The organism is Komagataeibacter xylinus (assembly GCF_009834365.1).
Lineage (GTDB): Bacteria > Pseudomonadota > Alphaproteobacteria > Acetobacterales > Acetobacteraceae > Komagataeibacter > Komagataeibacter xylinus_D.
This window is the reverse complement of the sequence record NZ_CP041348.1, coordinates 553,798-570,383: the sequence shown is the minus strand read 5'-3', so window position 1 is coordinate 570,383 and position 16,586 is coordinate 553,798. Positions and strand designations below refer to the sequence as shown.

Genomic DNA, 16,586 nt, shown 5'->3' with positions numbered 1-16,586 from the left:
TTGAGAGATTTATAGCGTATGTCGCTGCCGACCATTCTTGTTGCCGATGATGACCGCTCCATCCGCACGGTGCTGAGCCAGGCGCTTGGCCGCGCGGGCTATCAGGTCCGCGCCACGGCCCAGGCCTCCACCTTGTGGCAGTGGGTGGAGGAGGGCGAGGGCGACCTCGTGATTACCGATGTGGTCATGCCCGATGAGAACGGGCTGGACCTCATTCCGCGCATCCGCCGCATCCGCCCCGACCTGCGGGTGGTGGTCATGAGCGCGCAGTCCACGCTCATGACGGCGGTCAAGGCAACCCAGCGCGGCGCGTTCGAATATCTGCCCAAGCCGTTTGACCTCAAGGAGGTGCTGGCCGTCGTGGCCCGCGCGCTGGCAACCCCCGCCATGCCGGTGCAGCCCGCAGCCGTCGCCCCCCGGCCCGAGGAGCAGATGTCGCTCATCGGGCGTTCGGTGGTGATGCAGGACATCTACCGCATCATTGCCCGCCTCACGACATCGGACCTGACCGTGATGATTACGGGTGAGAGCGGCACCGGCAAGGAACTCGTCGCCCGCGCCCTGCATGATTACGGGCCGCGCCGCGCGGGGCCGTTCGTGGCCATCAACATGGCCGCCATTCCGCGTAACCTGATCGAGAGCGAACTGTTCGGCCACGAGCGCGGGGCCTTTACGGGGGCGACGAGCCGTGTGGCGGGGCGCTTCGAGCAGGCTGCGGGCGGCACGCTGTTCCTTGACGAGATTGGCGACATGCCACCCGAGGCCCAGACCCGGCTTTTGCGCGTGCTGCAGGATGGCGCATTCACCACAGTGGGCGGCACCGTGCCCATACGCGCCAATGTGCGCATCATCGCCGCCACCCATCGCGACCTGCGCCAGGCCATCCGTGAAGGCAACTTCCGCGAGGATCTGTATTACCGCCTGAACGTGGTGCCCATGCGCCTGCCGCCGCTGCGCGAGCGGGTGGAGGACATTCCGCTGCTGGCGCGCCACTTCCTTAACGAGAACGCCGATGGCGCGGGCAATGTGCGCGTGCTTGATGAGGAGGCGATGGCCCGCCTGCAGGCCTATCGCTGGCCGGGCAACGTGCGCGAGCTTGAAAACCTGATGCGCCGCATCACCGCACTCCACCCGCAGGAGAGCATCGGGGCCGACATCATCGATGCCGAACTTGCCGAGGTGAGCAGTTGCGGCGCGCCGGGCGAGGGGGGCAACAGCACCGAAACCCTGGCCGAGGCGGTCGAGCGGCACCTCAGGCGCTTCCTCGCCGCGGGTGCCGGGCAGGATGACATGCCCATGAGCGATATCTATGACAAGGTGATTGCCGAGGTGGAGCGTCCGCTCATTGCCATGATGCTCTCGGCCACGCGCGGCAACCAGATCCGCGCCGCCGCCATGCTGGGGCTGAACCGCAATACGCTGCGCAAGAAAATCCGCGATCTCGACATTCCCGTGGTGCGCGGGGGGGCATGACCACGCCCGCCCCGCCGCGCACCGGCGTTGCCTACCGCCTGGCGCAGCGCATGCTCGACATGCTCGTGCGCCGCAACGTGGCCCTGGTGCTGGTGCTGCTCGCACTCGTGCTGGGTGTGGCGACCTTCGTGGTGCTGTCGGGCGGCAATTCGCTGGCCCACCACCCGCAAATCCAGGCGCTGGTGTTCATCCTCAACTTTCTGGTGCTGCTGCTGCTGGCCACATCGCTGACCGAGAAGGTGGGGCGCGTGCTGGCCGAGCGGCGCAGCGGGCTGGCGGGCGCGCGGCTGCATGTGCGGCTGGTCACGCTGTTCGGCATCGTGGCGGTGGCGCCCACCATCGTGGTGGGCACGTTTGCTGCCGTGTTCTTTCATTACGGCATCCAGATCTGGTTCAGCGACCGGGTGAACACCGCGCTGAACGAGGCGCTGGAAACCTCGCGCGGCTACCTGCAGGAGCATAACGCCAATATCCGCACGGAGGCCTTCTCGCTGGCCAACTATCTGGTCAGCGCCCAGACCGCGCTGGCCGGCTCGGGCGATGACCTGCTGCACAACCCCGATGCGCTCTCGCAGGTGCTGGATTCACAGGCCACCCTGCGCGGGCTGGACGTGGCGGTGGTGTACGACCCGTTCACCAACACCGTCGTGGCCTCGGGCGGGCTGATGGGGCGCGCGGCCAACATGAAGGACCTGCCGCCGCCAGCCGCCACCCTCATGGCCCGCACCAACGAGATCGCGATCCTGGATTCGGCGGATGAAAAGACCGTCCGCGCGGTGGTGACGCTGGGTGACACGCCGCCGCTCATGCTCATGATCGCCCGCCCTGTCGATCCCGACATTCTCGAGCACATGCACCGCACCGAACAGGTTGTGGCCGACTACCAGCGGCTCAATGGCAATCGCGGCAAGATCCAGTTCACTTTCGTGCTCATATTCGCCCTCGTGGCGGTGCTGGTGCTTGGTGCGGCCATCCTGATCGGGCTGATGCTGGCCAATCAGATCGTGCGCCCGCTCGGCCTGCTCATCCTGGCATCGGAGCGGGTGAGCAAGGGCGATCTCGACAGCAACGTGCCTGAGGGCGACCGTGATGACGAGGTGGCCAGTCTGTCACGCGCCTTCAACCGCATGACCACCCAGCTTGCCACCCAGCGCGCCGAGCTGATCCAGGCCAACAACCAGATCAATGAACGCCGCCGCTTTACCGAGGCCGTGCTGTCCGGTGTTTCGGCCGGGGTGATCGGGCTGGATTCGCAGCGCATGATCGAACTGCCCAACCGGGCGGCCAGCGTGCTGCTGCACCGCGACATGGCGGATTACGTGGGCCACCCGCTGATCGAGGTGGTGCCCGAACTTGCCGACATGCTTGACCGCATCGCCCAGGATGGCGCGCGTGAACTGACGGGCGAGGTGCAGGTGCTGGCAGGGGGGCGTGCCTGCACGCTGCTGGTGCGAATCGGCGCGGAAATGCAGGGCAGCGTGGCCGGTGTCTCGGCCGAGGGCTATGTGGTTACGTTTGATGACATAACAGCCCTGCAGGTGGCGCAGCGCAAGGCGGCCTGGGCGGACGTGGCGCGCCGCATCGCCCATGAGATCAAGAACCCGCTCACCCCCATCCAGCTTGCGGCCGAGCGGCTCAAGCGCCGCTTCCTGCGCGAGATTTCATCCGACCCCGATACGTTTGTGCAATGCGTGGACACCATCATCCGCCATGTGGGCGATATCGGGCGCATGGTGGATGAATTTTCCGCCTTCGCCCGCATGCCTCAGCCGGTGATGCGCAACGAGGATCTCTCGCGCATCGTGCGCGAGGCGCTGATCCTGCAACGCAACGCCCACCCCGAATTGGTCTATGATGTAAACCTGCCCGACCGGGGGCCGCTGGTGCGCTGCGACCGCAGGCTGGTGGGCCAGGCGCTGACCAACCTGCTGCAGAACGCGGCCGACGCCATTGCCATGCGCGCGCCGGGCGTGGCGCCGGGCGGGGATGGCGTCATTGGCCACATCCGTATTACATTGGAAAATGACGGCGCGCATGTTCGCCTGCGCGTCGAGGATGACGGGATCGGGCTACCGGTCGAAGATCGCGCCCGGCTGACCGAGCCCTATGTGACGCACAAGCCCAAGGGAACCGGCCTGGGCCTTGCGATCGTCAAGAAGATTCTTGAAGATCATGGCGGCAGCATCGGGCTTGAGGACAATGCCGGGGGCAGGGGAGCTGTGTCGACGTTGATTTTGCCGATAAAGGACGACCATGGGGCATGAAATCCTGATCGTCGATGATGAGCCGGATATACGGCTCCTTATCGAAGGCATTCTGGCCGATGAAGGATATGAAACGCGGCTGGCGGGCGATTCCGATTCCGCCATCGCTGCCTTCAGGGAGCGTCGGCCCGCGCTGGTGGTGCTCGATGTCTGGCTGCAGGGTTCACGGCTTGATGGGCTGGGCATCCTCAATGTGCTGCACAAGGAGGAGCCATCCGTCCCGGTCATCATGATCTCGGGCCATGGCACCATCGAGACCGCCGTTGCGGCCCTGCAGCACGGCGCGTACGACTTTATTGAAAAACCCTTCCAGGCTGACCGGCTGCTCGTGGTGGTGCGCCGCGCGCTCGAGGCCTCGCGCCTTGCGCGCGAGAATGCCGAGCTGCGCCTGCGCGCGGGTTCAGGCACCGTGCTCGAGGGGCGCAGTGCGGCCATTGCCGCCGTGCGCAACCAGATCGACCGCGTGGCGCCGACCGGCTCGCGCGTGCTGATCTCGGGGGCGGCGGGCACCGGCAAGGAAGTGGCGGCACGGATGATCCATGCCAGCTCCCGTCGCGCCGAGGGGCCGTTCATTGCGCTCAACTGCGCCACCCTTGCGCCGGGCCGGTTTGAGGAAGAGCTGTTCGGCATCGAGGGCAGCGATGATGGCACGGGTCGGCGTACCGGCGTGCTCGAGCGCGCGCATGGCGGCACGCTCCTGCTTGATGAAGTGTCCGACATGCCGCTCGAAACGCAGGGCAAGATCGTGCGCGCGCTGCAGGACCAGACCTTCGAGCGGCTCGGCGGCTCGCGGCGGGTCAAGGTGGATGTGCGCGTGCTCGCCACCACCAACCGCGACCTGCAGGCCGAGATCGGGCTCGGGCGCTTCCGTGAGGATCTGTACTACCGCCTCGCCGTCGTGCCGCTGCGCATTCCCAGCCTGCGCGAACGGCGCGAGGACATCCCCGAGCTTGCCCGCATGTTCCTGGACCGCGCGGCTGAAAACGCGGGCCTGCCGCTGCGCGAGCTTTCAGGCGATGCCATTGCAGCACTGCAGAGCTACGAGTGGCCGGGCAACGTGCGCGAGCTGCGCAACCTGATGGAGCGCCTGCTGATCATGATGCCGGGCAACAGCACCGACCCCATCCGGGCCGACATGCTGCCTTCCTCGGTGGGGGATGGGGCGCCCGCGCTGCTCAAGTTCGATTCTGACGAGGATGTGATGAGCCTGCCGCTGCGCGAGGCCCGTGACCTGTTCGAGACCCAGTACCTTCAGGCGCAACTTCTGCGTTTTGGCGGGAACATCAGCCGTACCGCAGGCTTTGTGGGCATGGAGCGCAGCGCGCTGCACCGCAAGCTCAAGCAGCTCGGTGTGACATCGGAGGATCGCAACGCAGGATGAGCTTTTGCCCACCTGACGCATGCCTGCTAGACAACGAACCGTGATACGGATGGTGGCAACGCCGTAGCATGACACGTGACTGTGCCGTGTTGATTTTCGCCCAACAAACAACAAGTAAGGCCCTGCCGTGGCAAAAGAACCTTCACAGAATGTACAGGACGTGTTTCTGAACCATGTCCGCCGGTCGAAAACGCCGGTCACCATTTTCCTCGTCAATGGCGTCAAGCTTCAGGGCATCATTACCTGGTTTGACAATTTTTCCGTCCTGCTGAGGCGCGACGGCCATACGCAGCTGGTCTACAAGCACGCGATCAGCACCGTCATGCCCGCCACCCCCGTCAGCCTGTTCGATCCCCCGGCTGAGGAAACGGAAGAACCGGCAGCCACGGATGGCAGCCCGTCGTGACGGTGGCGGCGCCTTCATCCGCCACGCGCGCCGCAGTCATCCTGCCATGGGAGCGCCCCGACCGGCACGATGATGCCCGCGCGGCCGAAGCCCGGCTGGAGGAAGCGGTAGGCCTTGCCGCCTCCATCGGGCTGGTGGTGGTGTGCCAGGCGGTGCTGCTGCTGCGCGCCCGGCGCCCTGCCACCCTGCTTGGCGGCGGACAGGTCGATTCGCTTAAAGAGACGGTCAAGGCCGACAACATTACCGTTGTCATCATCGATTCCCGGCTTACGCCCGTGCAGCAGCGCAACCTTGAGCGCGCGCTGGGCTGCAAGGTGATCGACCGGACCGCGCTGATCCTTGATATCTTTGGCGAGCGCGCGGCCACGCGTGAAGGCACGCTGCAGGTCGAACTCGCCCATCTGGAATACCAGCGCAGCCGGCTGGTGCGCACCTGGACCCATCTTGAGCGCCAGCGCGGTGGCTTTGGCTTCCTCGGCGGCCCTGGCGAGACGCAGATCGAGGCCGATCGCCGCATGATCGGCGACCGGATCGTGCGCCTCAAGCGCGAGCTTGAGCAGGTGCGCCGCACGCGCGGCCTCCACCGGCAGGCGCGCAGGCGGGTGCCGTTCCCCATCGTGGCGCTGGTGGGTTACACCAATGCGGGCAAATCCACCCTGTTCAACGCCCTGACCGGGGCGAGCGTGTATGCGCAGGACCAGCTTTTTGCAACGCTGGACCCCACCATGCGCGGCATCCAGCTGCCCTCGGGGCGGCGGGTGATCCTGTCCGATACGGTGGGCTTCATCAGCGACCTGCCGACCGAACTCATCGCCGCATTCCGCGCGACGCTCGAAGAGGTGGCCGAGGCTGACATCATCCTGCATGTGCGCGATGTCTCGCACCCCGATAGCGCATCCCAGCGCAATGACGTGATCGAGGTGCTTGAGGGCATGGCGCGCAACGGCACGATCGAGGCCGACTGGCAGGGCCGCGTGATCGAGGTGCTGAACAAGGCCGACCTGGTGGGCGGGCGCGATGCCGTGGGCGCGCGGCCGGGCAACGTGGTCATTTCCGCCATTACTGGCGATGGCCTGCCTGATCTGCTGGCTGCAATCGATGAACGCATGACCCGCGCGATGGAAGTGGTGCGTTATCGCGTGCCCATCGCCGAGGGCGCGGCTATGGCCTGGCTGCATGAGCACGGCGAGGTGACAGAGCGCAGTGATGGGGAGGAAGGGGCCGAGATGACCGTGCGCCTTTCGCCCGCCAACCGTGCGCGTTTCGAGATGCAGTTCGGTCGTGTCGTGACCTGTCTGGTCGATTAGGAACTGTAGAATAAGCGAGAGTTTGAGGGGGCCGTCTTTTTTCAAAAAGGCGGCATTTCCTGAAGCGTTTCCCGGAAAGCTTCGCCGGAAACTGCCTTATGACTACAGGATTCTTTCCAAACGGGCCGCACAGGTGGGCTTTTGGGGGAGCCGGCCATGATGGCGCGTGGGGTGGAAAAGTGGCGCCCGGCAGCGCAGGAATGACGGGTTAAACAACGGACAGAGGCGGAGGCAGCAATGACGCAACGGATCACACTGGCGGATATGCACAAGGTGGTGGCGATGATGCGTGAAGCAGCACAGCGCCATGTCATGCCGTCCTTCCGTTGCCTTGACCATGCCGATATCCGCAGCAAGAGCGGGCCGATGGATATTGTGACCGTGGCGGATGAAGCTACCGAGCGCGATCTGACCACAGCCCTGCAGGCCGTCTGGCCCAAAGCCCTCGTGGTGGGAGAGGAGGCGGTGGCCGCCGGCCCCGACCTGCTTGATGGTCTGGCTACGGCTGAACTGGCCTTTGTGATCGACCCCATTGATGGCACCGCCAATTACGCGGCGGGCGTGCCGCTGTTTGGTGTGATGGTGTCTGCCTTATCGGGTGGTGAAGTGGTTGGCGGGGCGATTGTGGACCCCATCTGCAACATTGCTGCCGTGGCCGCGCGCGGGCAGGGCGCGTGGCTTGATGATGGCAGGGGGGGCGAGCGCCGCCTGCAGGTCGCCCTCGCCGTGCCCGCACGCGAGATGGCGGGCAATGCCTCATGGCGTTATCTGCCGGCCCCCGTGCGCGACGTGGTGACCCATAACCTGCCCAAGGTGGCGGGATCGTGGGATTTCCGCTGTGCGGCGCATGAATACCTCATGCTCGTCGATGGGCGCTGTCACTTCCTGCTGTTCAACCGCACCCTGCCGTGGGACCATCTGGCAGGCTGGCTGATCCATCAGGAGGCAGGCGGCTACAGCGCCCATTTTGATGGCTCGCCCTACCGCGTGACCGACCGCAGCGGTGGCCTGCTTTATGCGCCTGACCGTGCAAGCTGGCAGGCGCTGCACGACCTGCTGCTGACGGCGGAATAAAGATGAAAGTTTCAGGGTGCCGCCTTTTTTCAAAAAGGCGGCGTTCTTTTGAAGCGTTTTGAAAAAAGCGTCACCAAAAACTTCTGATTTTTAAGTCTTTTTTGCTGCCGCGCGTTCCTGGCGTTTGACCGCCTGCCAGCCTTCCTCCATGGTTTTTACGTCCACATCGGACAGTGCGAGCCCCCGGTCGGCCAGATCATGCTCGACGGCGGTAAAGCGGCGGGTGAACTTGGCGTTGGCCTGGCGCAGGCAGGCCTCGGGGTCCATGTCCAGCTTGCGGGCCAGTGTCGCCAGCGTGAACAGCACATCGCCGAGTTCATCAAAGATCTTCTCGCGGTCGCCGCTTGCAAGCTCGACCTTCAGTTCATCGAGTTCCTCATCCACCTTGGCGGCAACCTCGCCTGCCGTATCCCAGTCAAAGCCCACGCGGGCGGCACGGGCCGAGAGCTTGCGCGCGCGTATCAGCGCAGGCAGGCCCACGGGCACGTCGTCTAACGTGCCGCGCCGGTTGCGGGCGAGGCGTTCAAGCGCCTTGCCGTTTTCCCACTGCCCGGCCTGTGCTTCGGCCTCGCCAAACACATGGGGGTGGCGGCGGATCATCTTGTCGCCAATCAGGGTGGCGACGGTGGCGAAGTCGAAAAGGCCTTTCTCATCGGCCATCTGCGCGTGATAGACGACCTGGAGCAGCAGGTCGCCCAACTCATCGGGCAGGCCGTCCCAGTCTTCACGGGCGATGGTGTCGGCCACCTCATAGGCTTCTTCAATGCTGTAGGGCGCGATGGAGGCAAAATCCTGCGCCTTGTCCCACGGGCAGCCGCTTTCGGGGTCGCGCAGGCGGGCCATGATGTCGAGCAGGCGTTGGAGGGGAGGGGCAGCATCTTGCATAAGGGGGGTTCCTGCCTGTTTATGTTGCGGTCGGGCGCAGGTTTTGTATAGATCGCGCACCGCAGGGCGGGAAGTTCTTATCAGGATGGATGGCACATGAGCAGCGACGGACAGGCAACGGTCTTTATCGATGGCGAGGCAGGCACTACGGGGCTTGGTATCCGCGAGCGGCTCCAGCACCTGCCGGTCACGCTGCGCTCCATCGACCCTGACCGCCGCAAGGACCCCGACGCCCGGCGCGAGATGATGGCAGTTGCTGATGTGGTGGTCCTGTGCCTGCCGGATGCGGCGGCAAAGGAGGCCGTGGCCATGGCTGATGGCATGGGTGCCGAGGCACCCCGCATCCTTGATGCCAGTACCGCCTTTCGCACCGACCCGGCCTGGGTTTACGGCTTCCCCGAAATGGATGCGGCCCAGCCGGAGCGCATCCGCAAGGCAGCAAGGGTATCCAACCCTGGCTGCTACCCCACCGGGCTGGTGGGCCTGCTGCGCCCGCTCGTAAAAGCCGGGCTGGTGCCTGATGACTATCCCGTCACGGTCAATGCCGTAAGCGGCTACAGCGGCGGCGGCCGCAGCATGATCGAGGCGCATGAGCGTGATGGCGGCCCGGCATTCGAGCTGTACGGGCTGGGGCTTGGGCACAAGCACATTCCGGAAATGAAGCTGTATGCCGGCCTTGCCCAGCTGCCGCTGTTCGTGCCCTCGGTCGGGCATTTTGCGCAGGGCATGATCGTGTCCGTGCCGCTGCATCTTGACCTGCTGCCCGGCACTGTTGGCCTTGCCGACCTGCACGGGGTGCTGGCCGCGCATTACGCAGGCTCCGACCGCATTACGGTGGCCGAACCCTGCGCCAAGCTGGTGGCCGATACGCTGGCGGGCACCGACCGGATGGAGTTGCGCGTGCATGGCAATGAAGAGCTGGGGCAGGCCGTTCTGACCGCGCGGCTGGACAATCTGGGCAAGGGCGCATCAGGGGCCGCGATCCAGAATCTGGCGTTGATGCTGGGGCTGGAGCCGCCGCCGCCGGTGTGATATAGCGGGTCCGCAAGACGTCCATGGACTGATTGCCGTGGTATCATCCGTCCCGTTCCGGGCGGGGTGCCTGTATGCGAGAGTGACGGAACGGTAGACGTAGTCGACTCAAAATCGACCGCCGAAAGGCATGGGGGTTCGAATCCCCCCTCTCGCACCAGTCTGGCGCACCGGTTGGCGGTGTTGCCGTGCCAATGCCCGTGTCGCGAACAGGACGTTATCTCCCTTGCCTGAAGCCCTTACTGCAAAGCCGTTCGTGCGGCCTGCCAATCCGCGCTTTTCCTCCGGTCCGTGCGCCAAACGCCCGGGGTGGTCGCTCCATGCCCTGGCCGATGCGCTGGTAGGGCGCTCGCACCGCTCGACCGAGGGGCGCGCGCGGCTCAACGAGGTCATTACCCGCTCCAAGGCCATGCTGGGCATGCCCGAGGACTGGGTGCTTGGCATCGTGCCCGCGTCCGACACTGGTGCGGTCGAAATGGTGCTGTGGTCCATCCTGGGCACGCGCCCGGTGGATGTGCTGGCGTTCGAGAGCTTCTCCGCCACATGGGCCAATGACATCATTGCCCAGCTCAGGCTGCCCGAGGCCCGCGTGCTCAAGGCTGAGTATGGCGAGATTCCGGATCTGGCGCAGGTGGACTGGTCGCGCGACGTGGTGCTGACCTGGAACGGCACCACATCGGGCGCGCGCCTGCCCTATGATGCCGCCATCCCCACGCAGCGCGACGGGCTGGTGATCTGTGACGCCACATCCGCCGCCTTCGCCATGGACCTGCCGTGGGAGAAGCTGGATGTGGTGACATGGTCATGGCAGAAGGTGCTTGGTGGCGAGGCAGCCCACGGCATGCTGGCCCTCTCTCCGCGCGCGGTGGAACGCCTGGTGTCCACGCCAGCCCCCCGCGCGCTGCCCAAGATCTTCCGCCTGACCAACAGCAAGGGCCTGATCGCGGGTATCTTCAAGGGCGATACCATCAACACGCCCTCCATGCTGTGCGTGGAAGATGCGCTGGATGGCCTGAAATGGGCCGAGGGCATTGGCGGGCTGAAAGGGCTGATCGCCCGCAGTGAAGCCAATCTAGCAGCGATCGCCACATGGGAGGCGAAATCCGACTGGGCGCAGTTCCTTGCCCCCAACCCGGCGCACCGCTCAAGCACGGCCATCTGCCTGCGTATTGTCGCCCCGTGGTTTACAGCGCTTGATCATGCCGCCCAGACGGCAGCAGCCAAGAAGATCGTTTCCCTGCTGGGCAAGGAAGGTGTGGCCATGGATGTGGGCAGCTACCGCGATGCACCGCCGGGCCTGCGGCTGTGGGGTGGCGCCACGGTTGAAACCGCGGACCTTGCGGCCGTGCTGCCGTGGCTTGACTGGGCTTATGAGCAGGTGCGGCACGAACACGCCTGATCTCTCCCTTTCTCCTTCCATGTCCGATCCATCATGCCCAGGCCGCGTGCCTGCGGGCATGATTGCAGCACGATAGGCCCTGCCATGACTGATGATCCGCCGTTCAACCCAGCCCTTCTGCCTGCCGGGTTCGTGGACCGGCTCCCTCCCGAGGCCGAGGCCGAGGCTGCGGGCGTCGAAACCCTGATGCGCGTGTTCGCAGCCCATGGTTATGACCGTGTGACCCCGCCGCTGCTGGAATTCGAGACCACCCTGCTCTCCGGCTCGGGTGCGGCGGTGGCCGCGCAGACCTTCCGCCTGATGGACCCTGATACGCGGCGCATGATGGCGCTGCGGCCGGACATGACGCCCCAGATCGCCCGCATTGCCGCAACGCGCCTGCCTGACGTGCCGCGCCCGCTGCGCCTGTCCTATGCCGGGCCATGCATTCTCATGGCCAGCAACCGGGGCGAGGGGGATCGGCAGATCTCGCAGGCGGGCGTGGAACTGATCGGGCCTGACGGCCCGCATGCGGATGCGGAAATCGTGGCCCTTGCCGCCGAGTGCCTGGCAACCCTGCAGGTGCGCGGTGTTTCGTTTGACCTGACCATGCCAGCGCTCACCACCGCCCTGCTTGATGCAGGCGGGTTCGAGGGCAATGTGCGTGGCGCGCTCATGCGCGCGCTTGACCGCAAGGATGCGGCCGCCGTGGCGCGGCATGGCGGCGACCTGGCCGATGTGCTGATCCGCCTTCTGCATGCGGCAGGCCCGGCGCAGGGCGCGCTGGCCGAGTTGGCAGCGGTTGACCTGCCCCCCGCCGTGCGCGCGCTGAGCGAGCGGCTGGCGGCCACCGTAGCTGCCATCGAGGCCCGCGTGCCCGGCATCCGCCTGACGGTGGACCCGGTGGAGTTCCGGGGCTGGCAGTATCATACCGGCGTGTGCGTCAGCGTTTATGCTGCTGGCCAGCGTGAAGAGCTGGGCCGGGGCGGACGCTATCTGTCCAATGATGATGAACCGGCCTGTGGCATCACCCTGCGGCCCGACATCATCCTGCGCGCGGCGCCGTCCCTGCCCAGCCGCACGCGCATCTACTTGCCATGGCGCACGCCAGCGGAAAAGGCGGCTGCCCTGCGGGCGGCGGGCTATGCCACGGTCAGCGCCCTCGGGCCGGATGAAGACCCGCTGGCGCAGGCGGCCCTGCTGGCCTGTGCGCTGGTGGTGGTGGATGGCCAGCTTGTGCCGGTGAATGACGCCTGAAGTTTACACTGATTTCTTTTTTCTGAACCGACCCCGTTTTTTCCGGCTGGCCGCGCAGTGGCTGCCGGGCAGCATATCAAGGAGCATGAAATGTCCAACGTCACCGTGATCGGCACCCAGTGGGGTGACGAGGGCAAGGGAAAGATCGTGGACTGGCTGGCCAGCCGCGCCGATGTGGTCGTGCGCTTTCAGGGTGGCCACAATGCGGGTCACACGCTGGTTGTGGGCGAGCAGACCTACAAGCTCTCCCTGCTGCCCTCGGGCCTCGTGCGCGGCAAGATGGGCGTGATCGGCAATGGCGTGGTGGTTGACCCCGAGGCGCTGCTCAAGGAAATCGACCGCGTGACCGCCCAGGGCCTCAAGGTCACGCCCGAGACGCTGAAGATTGCAGAAAACGCCCCCCTGATCCTGCCCGTGCATGGCGCGCTCGACCGCGCGCGTGAAGCCGCCCGTGGCGAGCGCAAGATCGGCACCACCGGGCGTGGCATCGGCCCGGCCTATGAGGACAAGGTGGCCCGCCGCGCCATCCGCCTGTGTGATCTGGCCGAGCCGGAAACGCTGGACTGGAAGCTCGACGAACTGCTGCTGCACCACAACACCCTGCTCAAGGGGCTGGGTGCCGAGACCTTCACCAAGCAGGAACTGCTCGACTTCCTCAACACCGTGGCCCCCCGCGTGCTGCCCTTCATGGCGCCTGTGTGGGATCTGCTCGATGACAGCCGCCGTGGCGGCTCGCGCATCCTGTTCGAGGGCGCGCAGGCAGTCATGCTGGATGTGGACCACGGCACCTACCCGTACGTGACCTCATCAAACACCGTTGCCGCCAATGCGGGCACCGGCGCTGGCGTGGGGCCGACGAGCATCGGCTTTGTGCTGGGCATTGCCAAGGCCTACACCACCCGCGTGGGCGAGGGGCCGTTTCCCAGCGAACTGCATGATGAGATGGGGCGCACCATTGGCGAGCGCGGGCATGAATTCGGCACCGTGACGGGCCGCCCCCGCCGCTGTGGCTGGTTTGATGCCGTGCTGGTGCGCCGCGCGGTGCGTGTGGGCGGCGTGAATGGCCTGGCCCTGACCAAGCTGGATGTGCTGGACGGGCTGGACGAGATCAGCATCTGCGTGGGCTACGAGCTCGATGGCAAGACCACCAGGCACTTCCCCTCGGCTCCCGGCGCGCAGCAGCGCATCCGCCCGGTGTTCGAGACGATGGAAGGCTGGAAAGACAGCACGAAGGGCGCGCGCTCCTGGGCAGAGCTGCCCGCGCAGGCCATCAAATACGTGCGCCGCATCGAGGAACTGGTGGAGGCGCCGGTGACCCTGCTTTCCACCAGCCCCGAGCGTGATGATACCATCCTGATGCGCGACCCGTTCGAGGACTGATCGGGGTCCAATAGACGTTTTTGGGTGCCGCCCTTTTTCCGGAGGGCGGCATTTCTTTGAAGCTTTTGGGAAAAAAGCTTCACCAAAAAACTTCTTATTTCCCAAAAGATTCAAAGAAAAAGCCCCGCAGGCCAGTCGCTTGCGGGGCTTTTGATTTACAAGTTTTTGGTAAAGCTTCTGAAGAACGCCGCCTTTATTTCAGGCTTCCGCCCCTTCAGCGTGCCGGGCGCGGCGGGAGGTGACTTCGGCCTTCATTGCGGCCTGCACCTTTTCAAAGGCGCGGACCTCGATCTGGCGCACCCGCTCGCGTGAGATGTTATAGACATGCGACAGCTCTTCAAGTGTAGCCGGTTCATCCTTGAGCCTGCGCTCGCTCAGGATGTGACGCTCGCGGTCGTTGAGCGACTTCATGGCATTGGCCAGAAGCGCCTGGCGGCCGGAATATTCCTCGCTCTCGGCAAGGGTCTGTTCCTGGTTGTCGTTGTCATCCACCAGCCAGTCCTGCCACTCGCCCTCGCCATCCATGCGCAGTGGCGCGTTCAGGCTGTGGTCGGGTGCGGCGAGGCGGCGGTTCATGTTTACCACGTCCTGCTCGGGCACGCCGAGGGACTGGGCGATTTTGTTGACCTGCTCGGGCTGGAGGTCGCCATCATCAATTGCCTGCATCTGGCCCTTGAGGCGACGCAGGTTGAAGAAAAGTTTTTTCTGGGCGGCGGTTGTGCCGATCTTCACAAGTGACCAGCTATGCAGGATGTATTCCTGTATCGCAGCACGGATCCACCACATGGCATATGTTGCCAGGCGGAAGCCCCGATCGGGGTCGAAGCGGCGCACGGCCTGCATCATCCCGATATTGCCTTCGCTGATCAGTTCGCCCACCGGCAGACCATAGCCGCGATAGCCCATGGCGATCTTGGCCACGAGGCGCAGGTGGGAGGTGACAAGCTTATGGGCGGCTTCGGTGTCGCCCTTGTCCTTCCAGCGATGGGAAAGGCGAAGTTCCTCCTCGGGGGAGAGCATGGGGAATTTGCGGATATCCCGAAGGTATTTGGACAGGTTGTTTTCGGGACCGGAAATAAGAGCAGAAGAGGCCATTGCAACGGACTCCTGTACCAGAGGGATGGGGGCAGCTGTAATCCGGCTCAACGTCATTGTGACCGGGCGGGTTGCATCATCACTCTGCTAGACGCACGACTGGACTTCTCACGTCCCCGCATGCAACCCCCATCCTGGGCAGTTCCATGCAGGACGTCCAGTTAGCCTGGGGACGTCGGCCCCGGCGAACAATCACCGAACATAGGCATTGTTCCTGCTCCTGTCAATGAATATGCCTGTTAATCAGGCAATATCGGTCAGAAGCTGGCGGAAGTCTTCCGGCGGCGCGCTTTCAAACAGCATCTCCTCGCCACTGCGCGGGTGGATGAAGCCCAGCCTGCGCGCATGCAGTGCCTGGCGGCCAAAATCCAGCGCTGCGGCCTTTGCCGCAGGCGGCAGGGCGCGGGCGGCAGCGGGAACGCGGCGCAGATAGACCGGGTCGCCCACCAGTGCATGCCCGGCATGAGCAAAATGCACCCGGATCTGGTGCGTGCGTCCGGTAGCCAGCTTGCATTCCACATGCGCAAGCCCGCCGTGGAAGGTGCCCAGAACCCGGTAATGGGTGAGCGCGTGCTTGCCGCTGCTGCCGGTCACCACCGCCATGCGCTTGCGGTCGCGCCTGTCACGCCCGATCGCACCATCGAACGACCCGCTGCCCGGTGTGGGAATGCCCCAGCACAGGGCCTCGTACGCGCGGTCGATCCGCCGCTCGGCAAAGGCGAGGGACAGGGCCTGATGCGCCATCTCGGTCTTGGCGGCGACCATGATGCCCGATGTGTCCTTGTCCAGCCGGTGCACGATTCCAGGGCGTTTTTCGCCGCCAATGCCGGTCAGGCTCTCGCCGCAATGGGCGAGCAGGGCGTTGACCAGTGTGCCATCCTCGTTGCCCGGTGCGGGGTGCACCACCATGCCGGCGGGCTTGTCGAGCACGATCAGGTCGCGGTCCTCATATAATATGTTGAGTGCGATGTCCTGGCCCTGCGGCGTTGCGGGGATTGCGGGGGGGAGGTGAATTTCATAACACATGCCTGCCCGCACGGGTTCGGCCGGGTCGCGCAGCGGATCGCCATTGCGCAGCAGGTGCCCGCTTTCCATAAGGGACTTGACGCGCGAGCGCGAAAGGCTTTCGACCGCGTTGGCAAGAAAGCGGTCGGTGCGCTGGCCTGCATCATCGGCAGTGGCGATGATCGGGGCAGGGGGGGCAGTGTCATTCATGGCATGTGTCTATCGGAAAAAACGGTATTCGGGAACGGAAAGCACGGAATGGAAAAACAGGGATCGCGCGCGCTGCTCGCTGCAGTGATCGGCATGGGGGTTCTGCTGTTCCTCGGGTCGCTGGCGCTGGTAGGGGTGCTGGTGCATCGCATGATGCATCCTTCCCCCCCGCACGCGGCTGCGATGGCAGTGGCGGGCCCCGTGGTGGCCGGTCCGGACATGGCGGCACAGGCAGCGCTTGTGGTTGAAGAGCCGCCCGGCACGAGCGTGCGTTCGGTCACGGCACGGGCGGACGGGCTGCTGGCCGTGGCGCTGACAGGCGGTGGCGTGGCTGAGCGCATCATCGTGTGGGACCCCGCCACGCGGCGCATCACAGCGCGGCTTGTGCTGGGGCAGCCCTGAACGGAAATGTGCGGCATGCATGATTCTTTGCTTGCAT

At 65.1% G+C, this 16,586-nt stretch carries 14 protein-coding genes and 1 tRNA gene; 12 read left to right on the top strand and 3 right to left on the bottom strand.

The window, feature by feature from the left end; all coding sequences use genetic code 11:
- Positions 1–18 precede the first annotated feature (18 nt).
- The 6 genes from ntrC to FMA36_RS02715 all read left to right on the top strand — a co-directional run bounded on the left by ntrC (position 19) and on the right by FMA36_RS02715 (position 7,905).
- On the top strand, positions 19–1,473 hold the full coding sequence (gene ntrC, locus FMA36_RS02740) for a nitrogen regulation protein NR(I) (RefSeq protein WP_159260630.1): 1,455 nt from the start codon (positions 19–21) through the stop codon (positions 1,471–1,473).
- Entirely contained in the window at positions 1,470–3,737 is a 2,268-nt protein-coding gene (locus tag FMA36_RS02735; RefSeq protein WP_159260628.1) for a sensor histidine kinase NtrY-like, read from the top strand. The genes ntrC and FMA36_RS02735 overlap by 4 nt, the downstream gene beginning before the upstream one ends.
- Positions 3,727–5,118 (top strand): nitrogen assimilation response regulator NtrX, encoded by a 1,392-nt coding sequence (gene ntrX, locus FMA36_RS02730; RefSeq protein ID WP_110566806.1) that lies wholly within the window; start codon positions 3,727–3,729, stop codon positions 5,116–5,118. The genes FMA36_RS02735 and ntrX overlap by 11 nt, the downstream gene beginning before the upstream one ends.
- A 127-nt stretch (positions 5,119–5,245) precedes the next feature.
- Positions 5,246–5,524, top strand: a complete 279-nt coding sequence (gene hfq, locus FMA36_RS02725) for an RNA chaperone Hfq (protein ID WP_159260626.1) — start codon at positions 5,246–5,248, stop codon at positions 5,522–5,524.
- Complete coding sequence (gene hflX / locus FMA36_RS02720; protein ID WP_159260624.1) at positions 5,521–6,831, top strand: GTPase HflX; 1,311 nt, start codon at positions 5,521–5,523, stop codon at positions 6,829–6,831. Before hfq ends, hflX begins: the two co-directional genes overlap by 4 nt.
- A 237-nt stretch (positions 6,832–7,068) precedes the next feature.
- A complete protein-coding gene (locus tag FMA36_RS02715; RefSeq protein WP_159260622.1) occupies positions 7,069–7,905 on the top strand; it encodes an inositol monophosphatase family protein in 837 nt (278 codons plus the stop codon).
- Between the two features lie 90 nt (positions 7,906–7,995).
- Here the strand turns inward: FMA36_RS02715 and mazG are convergent, their stop codons facing one another.
- Positions 7,996–8,790 carry a nucleoside triphosphate pyrophosphohydrolase gene (gene mazG / locus FMA36_RS02710; protein ID WP_159260620.1) on the bottom strand — a complete coding sequence of 265 codons (795 nt, stop codon included), beginning with the start codon at positions 8,788–8,790 and terminating at the stop codon, positions 7,996–7,998.
- Positions 8,791–8,886: 96 nt separating this feature from the next.
- Here mazG and argC point away from each other — a divergent pair, with 96 nt between their 5' ends.
- From argC to FMA36_RS02685, 5 genes are all read left to right on the top strand, one after another.
- Entirely contained in the window at positions 8,887–9,822 is a 936-nt protein-coding gene (gene argC, locus FMA36_RS02705) for an N-acetyl-gamma-glutamyl-phosphate reductase (protein ID WP_159260619.1), read from the top strand.
- 76 nt (positions 9,823–9,898) lie between these two features.
- Positions 9,899–9,982, top strand: a tRNA-Leu gene (locus FMA36_RS02700).
- 66 nt (positions 9,983–10,048) lie between these two features.
- A complete protein-coding gene (locus FMA36_RS02695) occupies positions 10,049–11,221 on the top strand; it encodes a phosphoserine transaminase (protein ID WP_159260617.1) in 1,173 nt (390 codons plus the stop codon).
- Between the two features lie 84 nt (positions 11,222–11,305).
- Positions 11,306–12,457, top strand: a complete 1,152-nt coding sequence (locus tag FMA36_RS02690) for an ATP phosphoribosyltransferase regulatory subunit (protein WP_159260615.1) — start codon at positions 11,306–11,308, stop codon at positions 12,455–12,457.
- Between the two features lie 90 nt (positions 12,458–12,547).
- Entirely contained in the window at positions 12,548–13,837 is a 1,290-nt protein-coding gene (locus tag FMA36_RS02685; RefSeq protein ID WP_159260614.1) for an adenylosuccinate synthase, read from the top strand.
- Positions 13,838–14,035: 198 nt separating this feature from the next.
- On the opposite strand, the gene rpoH is transcribed toward FMA36_RS02685, so the two are convergent.
- Complete coding sequence (rpoH, locus tag FMA36_RS02680) at positions 14,036–14,932, bottom strand: RNA polymerase sigma factor RpoH (protein ID WP_159260612.1); 897 nt, start codon at positions 14,930–14,932, stop codon at positions 14,036–14,038.
- 243 nt (positions 14,933–15,175) lie between these two features.
- The gene (locus FMA36_RS02675) at positions 15,176–16,147 is read right to left on the bottom strand and encodes an RluA family pseudouridine synthase (RefSeq protein ID WP_159260610.1); all 972 of its coding nucleotides are present in this window, start codon (positions 16,145–16,147) and stop codon (positions 15,176–15,178) included.
- A 48-nt stretch (positions 16,148–16,195) separates the two neighbouring features.
- Here FMA36_RS02675 and FMA36_RS02670 point away from each other — a divergent pair, with 48 nt between their 5' ends.
- Positions 16,196–16,549, top strand: coding sequence for a flagellar basal body-associated FliL family protein (locus FMA36_RS02670; RefSeq protein ID WP_159260608.1), 354 nt, complete (start codon positions 16,196–16,198; stop codon positions 16,547–16,549).
- The last annotated feature ends 37 nt before the right edge of the window (positions 16,550–16,586 follow it).

Bases quoted from the DNA above. Each gene is read 5' to 3' on its own strand.
- ntrC (WP_159260630.1), top strand. From the start codon at position 19: ATGTCGCTGCCGACCATTCTTGTTGCCGATGATGACCGCTCCATCCGC.
- FMA36_RS02685 (WP_159260614.1), top strand. From the start codon at position 12,548: ATGTCCAACGTCACCGTGATCGGCACCCAGTGGGGTGACGAGGGCAAG.
- argC (WP_159260619.1), top strand. From the start codon at position 8,887: ATGAGCAGCGACGGACAGGCAACGGTCTTTATCGATGGCGAGGCAGGC.
- FMA36_RS02690 (WP_159260615.1), top strand. From the start codon at position 11,306: ATGACTGATGATCCGCCGTTCAACCCAGCCCTTCTGCCTGCCGGGTTC.
- mazG (WP_159260620.1), bottom strand. From the start codon at position 8,790: ATGCAAGATGCTGCCCCTCCCCTCCAACGCCTGCTCGACATCATGGCC.
- ntrX (WP_110566806.1), top strand. From the start codon at position 3,727: ATGGGGCATGAAATCCTGATCGTCGATGATGAGCCGGATATACGGCTC.
- rpoH (WP_159260612.1), bottom strand. From the start codon at position 14,932: ATGGCCTCTTCTGCTCTTATTTCCGGTCCCGAAAACAACCTGTCCAAA.
- FMA36_RS02670 (WP_159260608.1), top strand. From the start codon at position 16,196: ATGGAAAAACAGGGATCGCGCGCGCTGCTCGCTGCAGTGATCGGCATG.
- FMA36_RS02735 (WP_159260628.1), top strand. From the start codon at position 1,470: ATGACCACGCCCGCCCCGCCGCGCACCGGCGTTGCCTACCGCCTGGCG.
- FMA36_RS02715 (WP_159260622.1), top strand. From the start codon at position 7,069: ATGACGCAACGGATCACACTGGCGGATATGCACAAGGTGGTGGCGATG.
- FMA36_RS02675 (WP_159260610.1), bottom strand. From the start codon at position 16,147: ATGAATGACACTGCCCCCCCTGCCCCGATCATCGCCACTGCCGATGAT.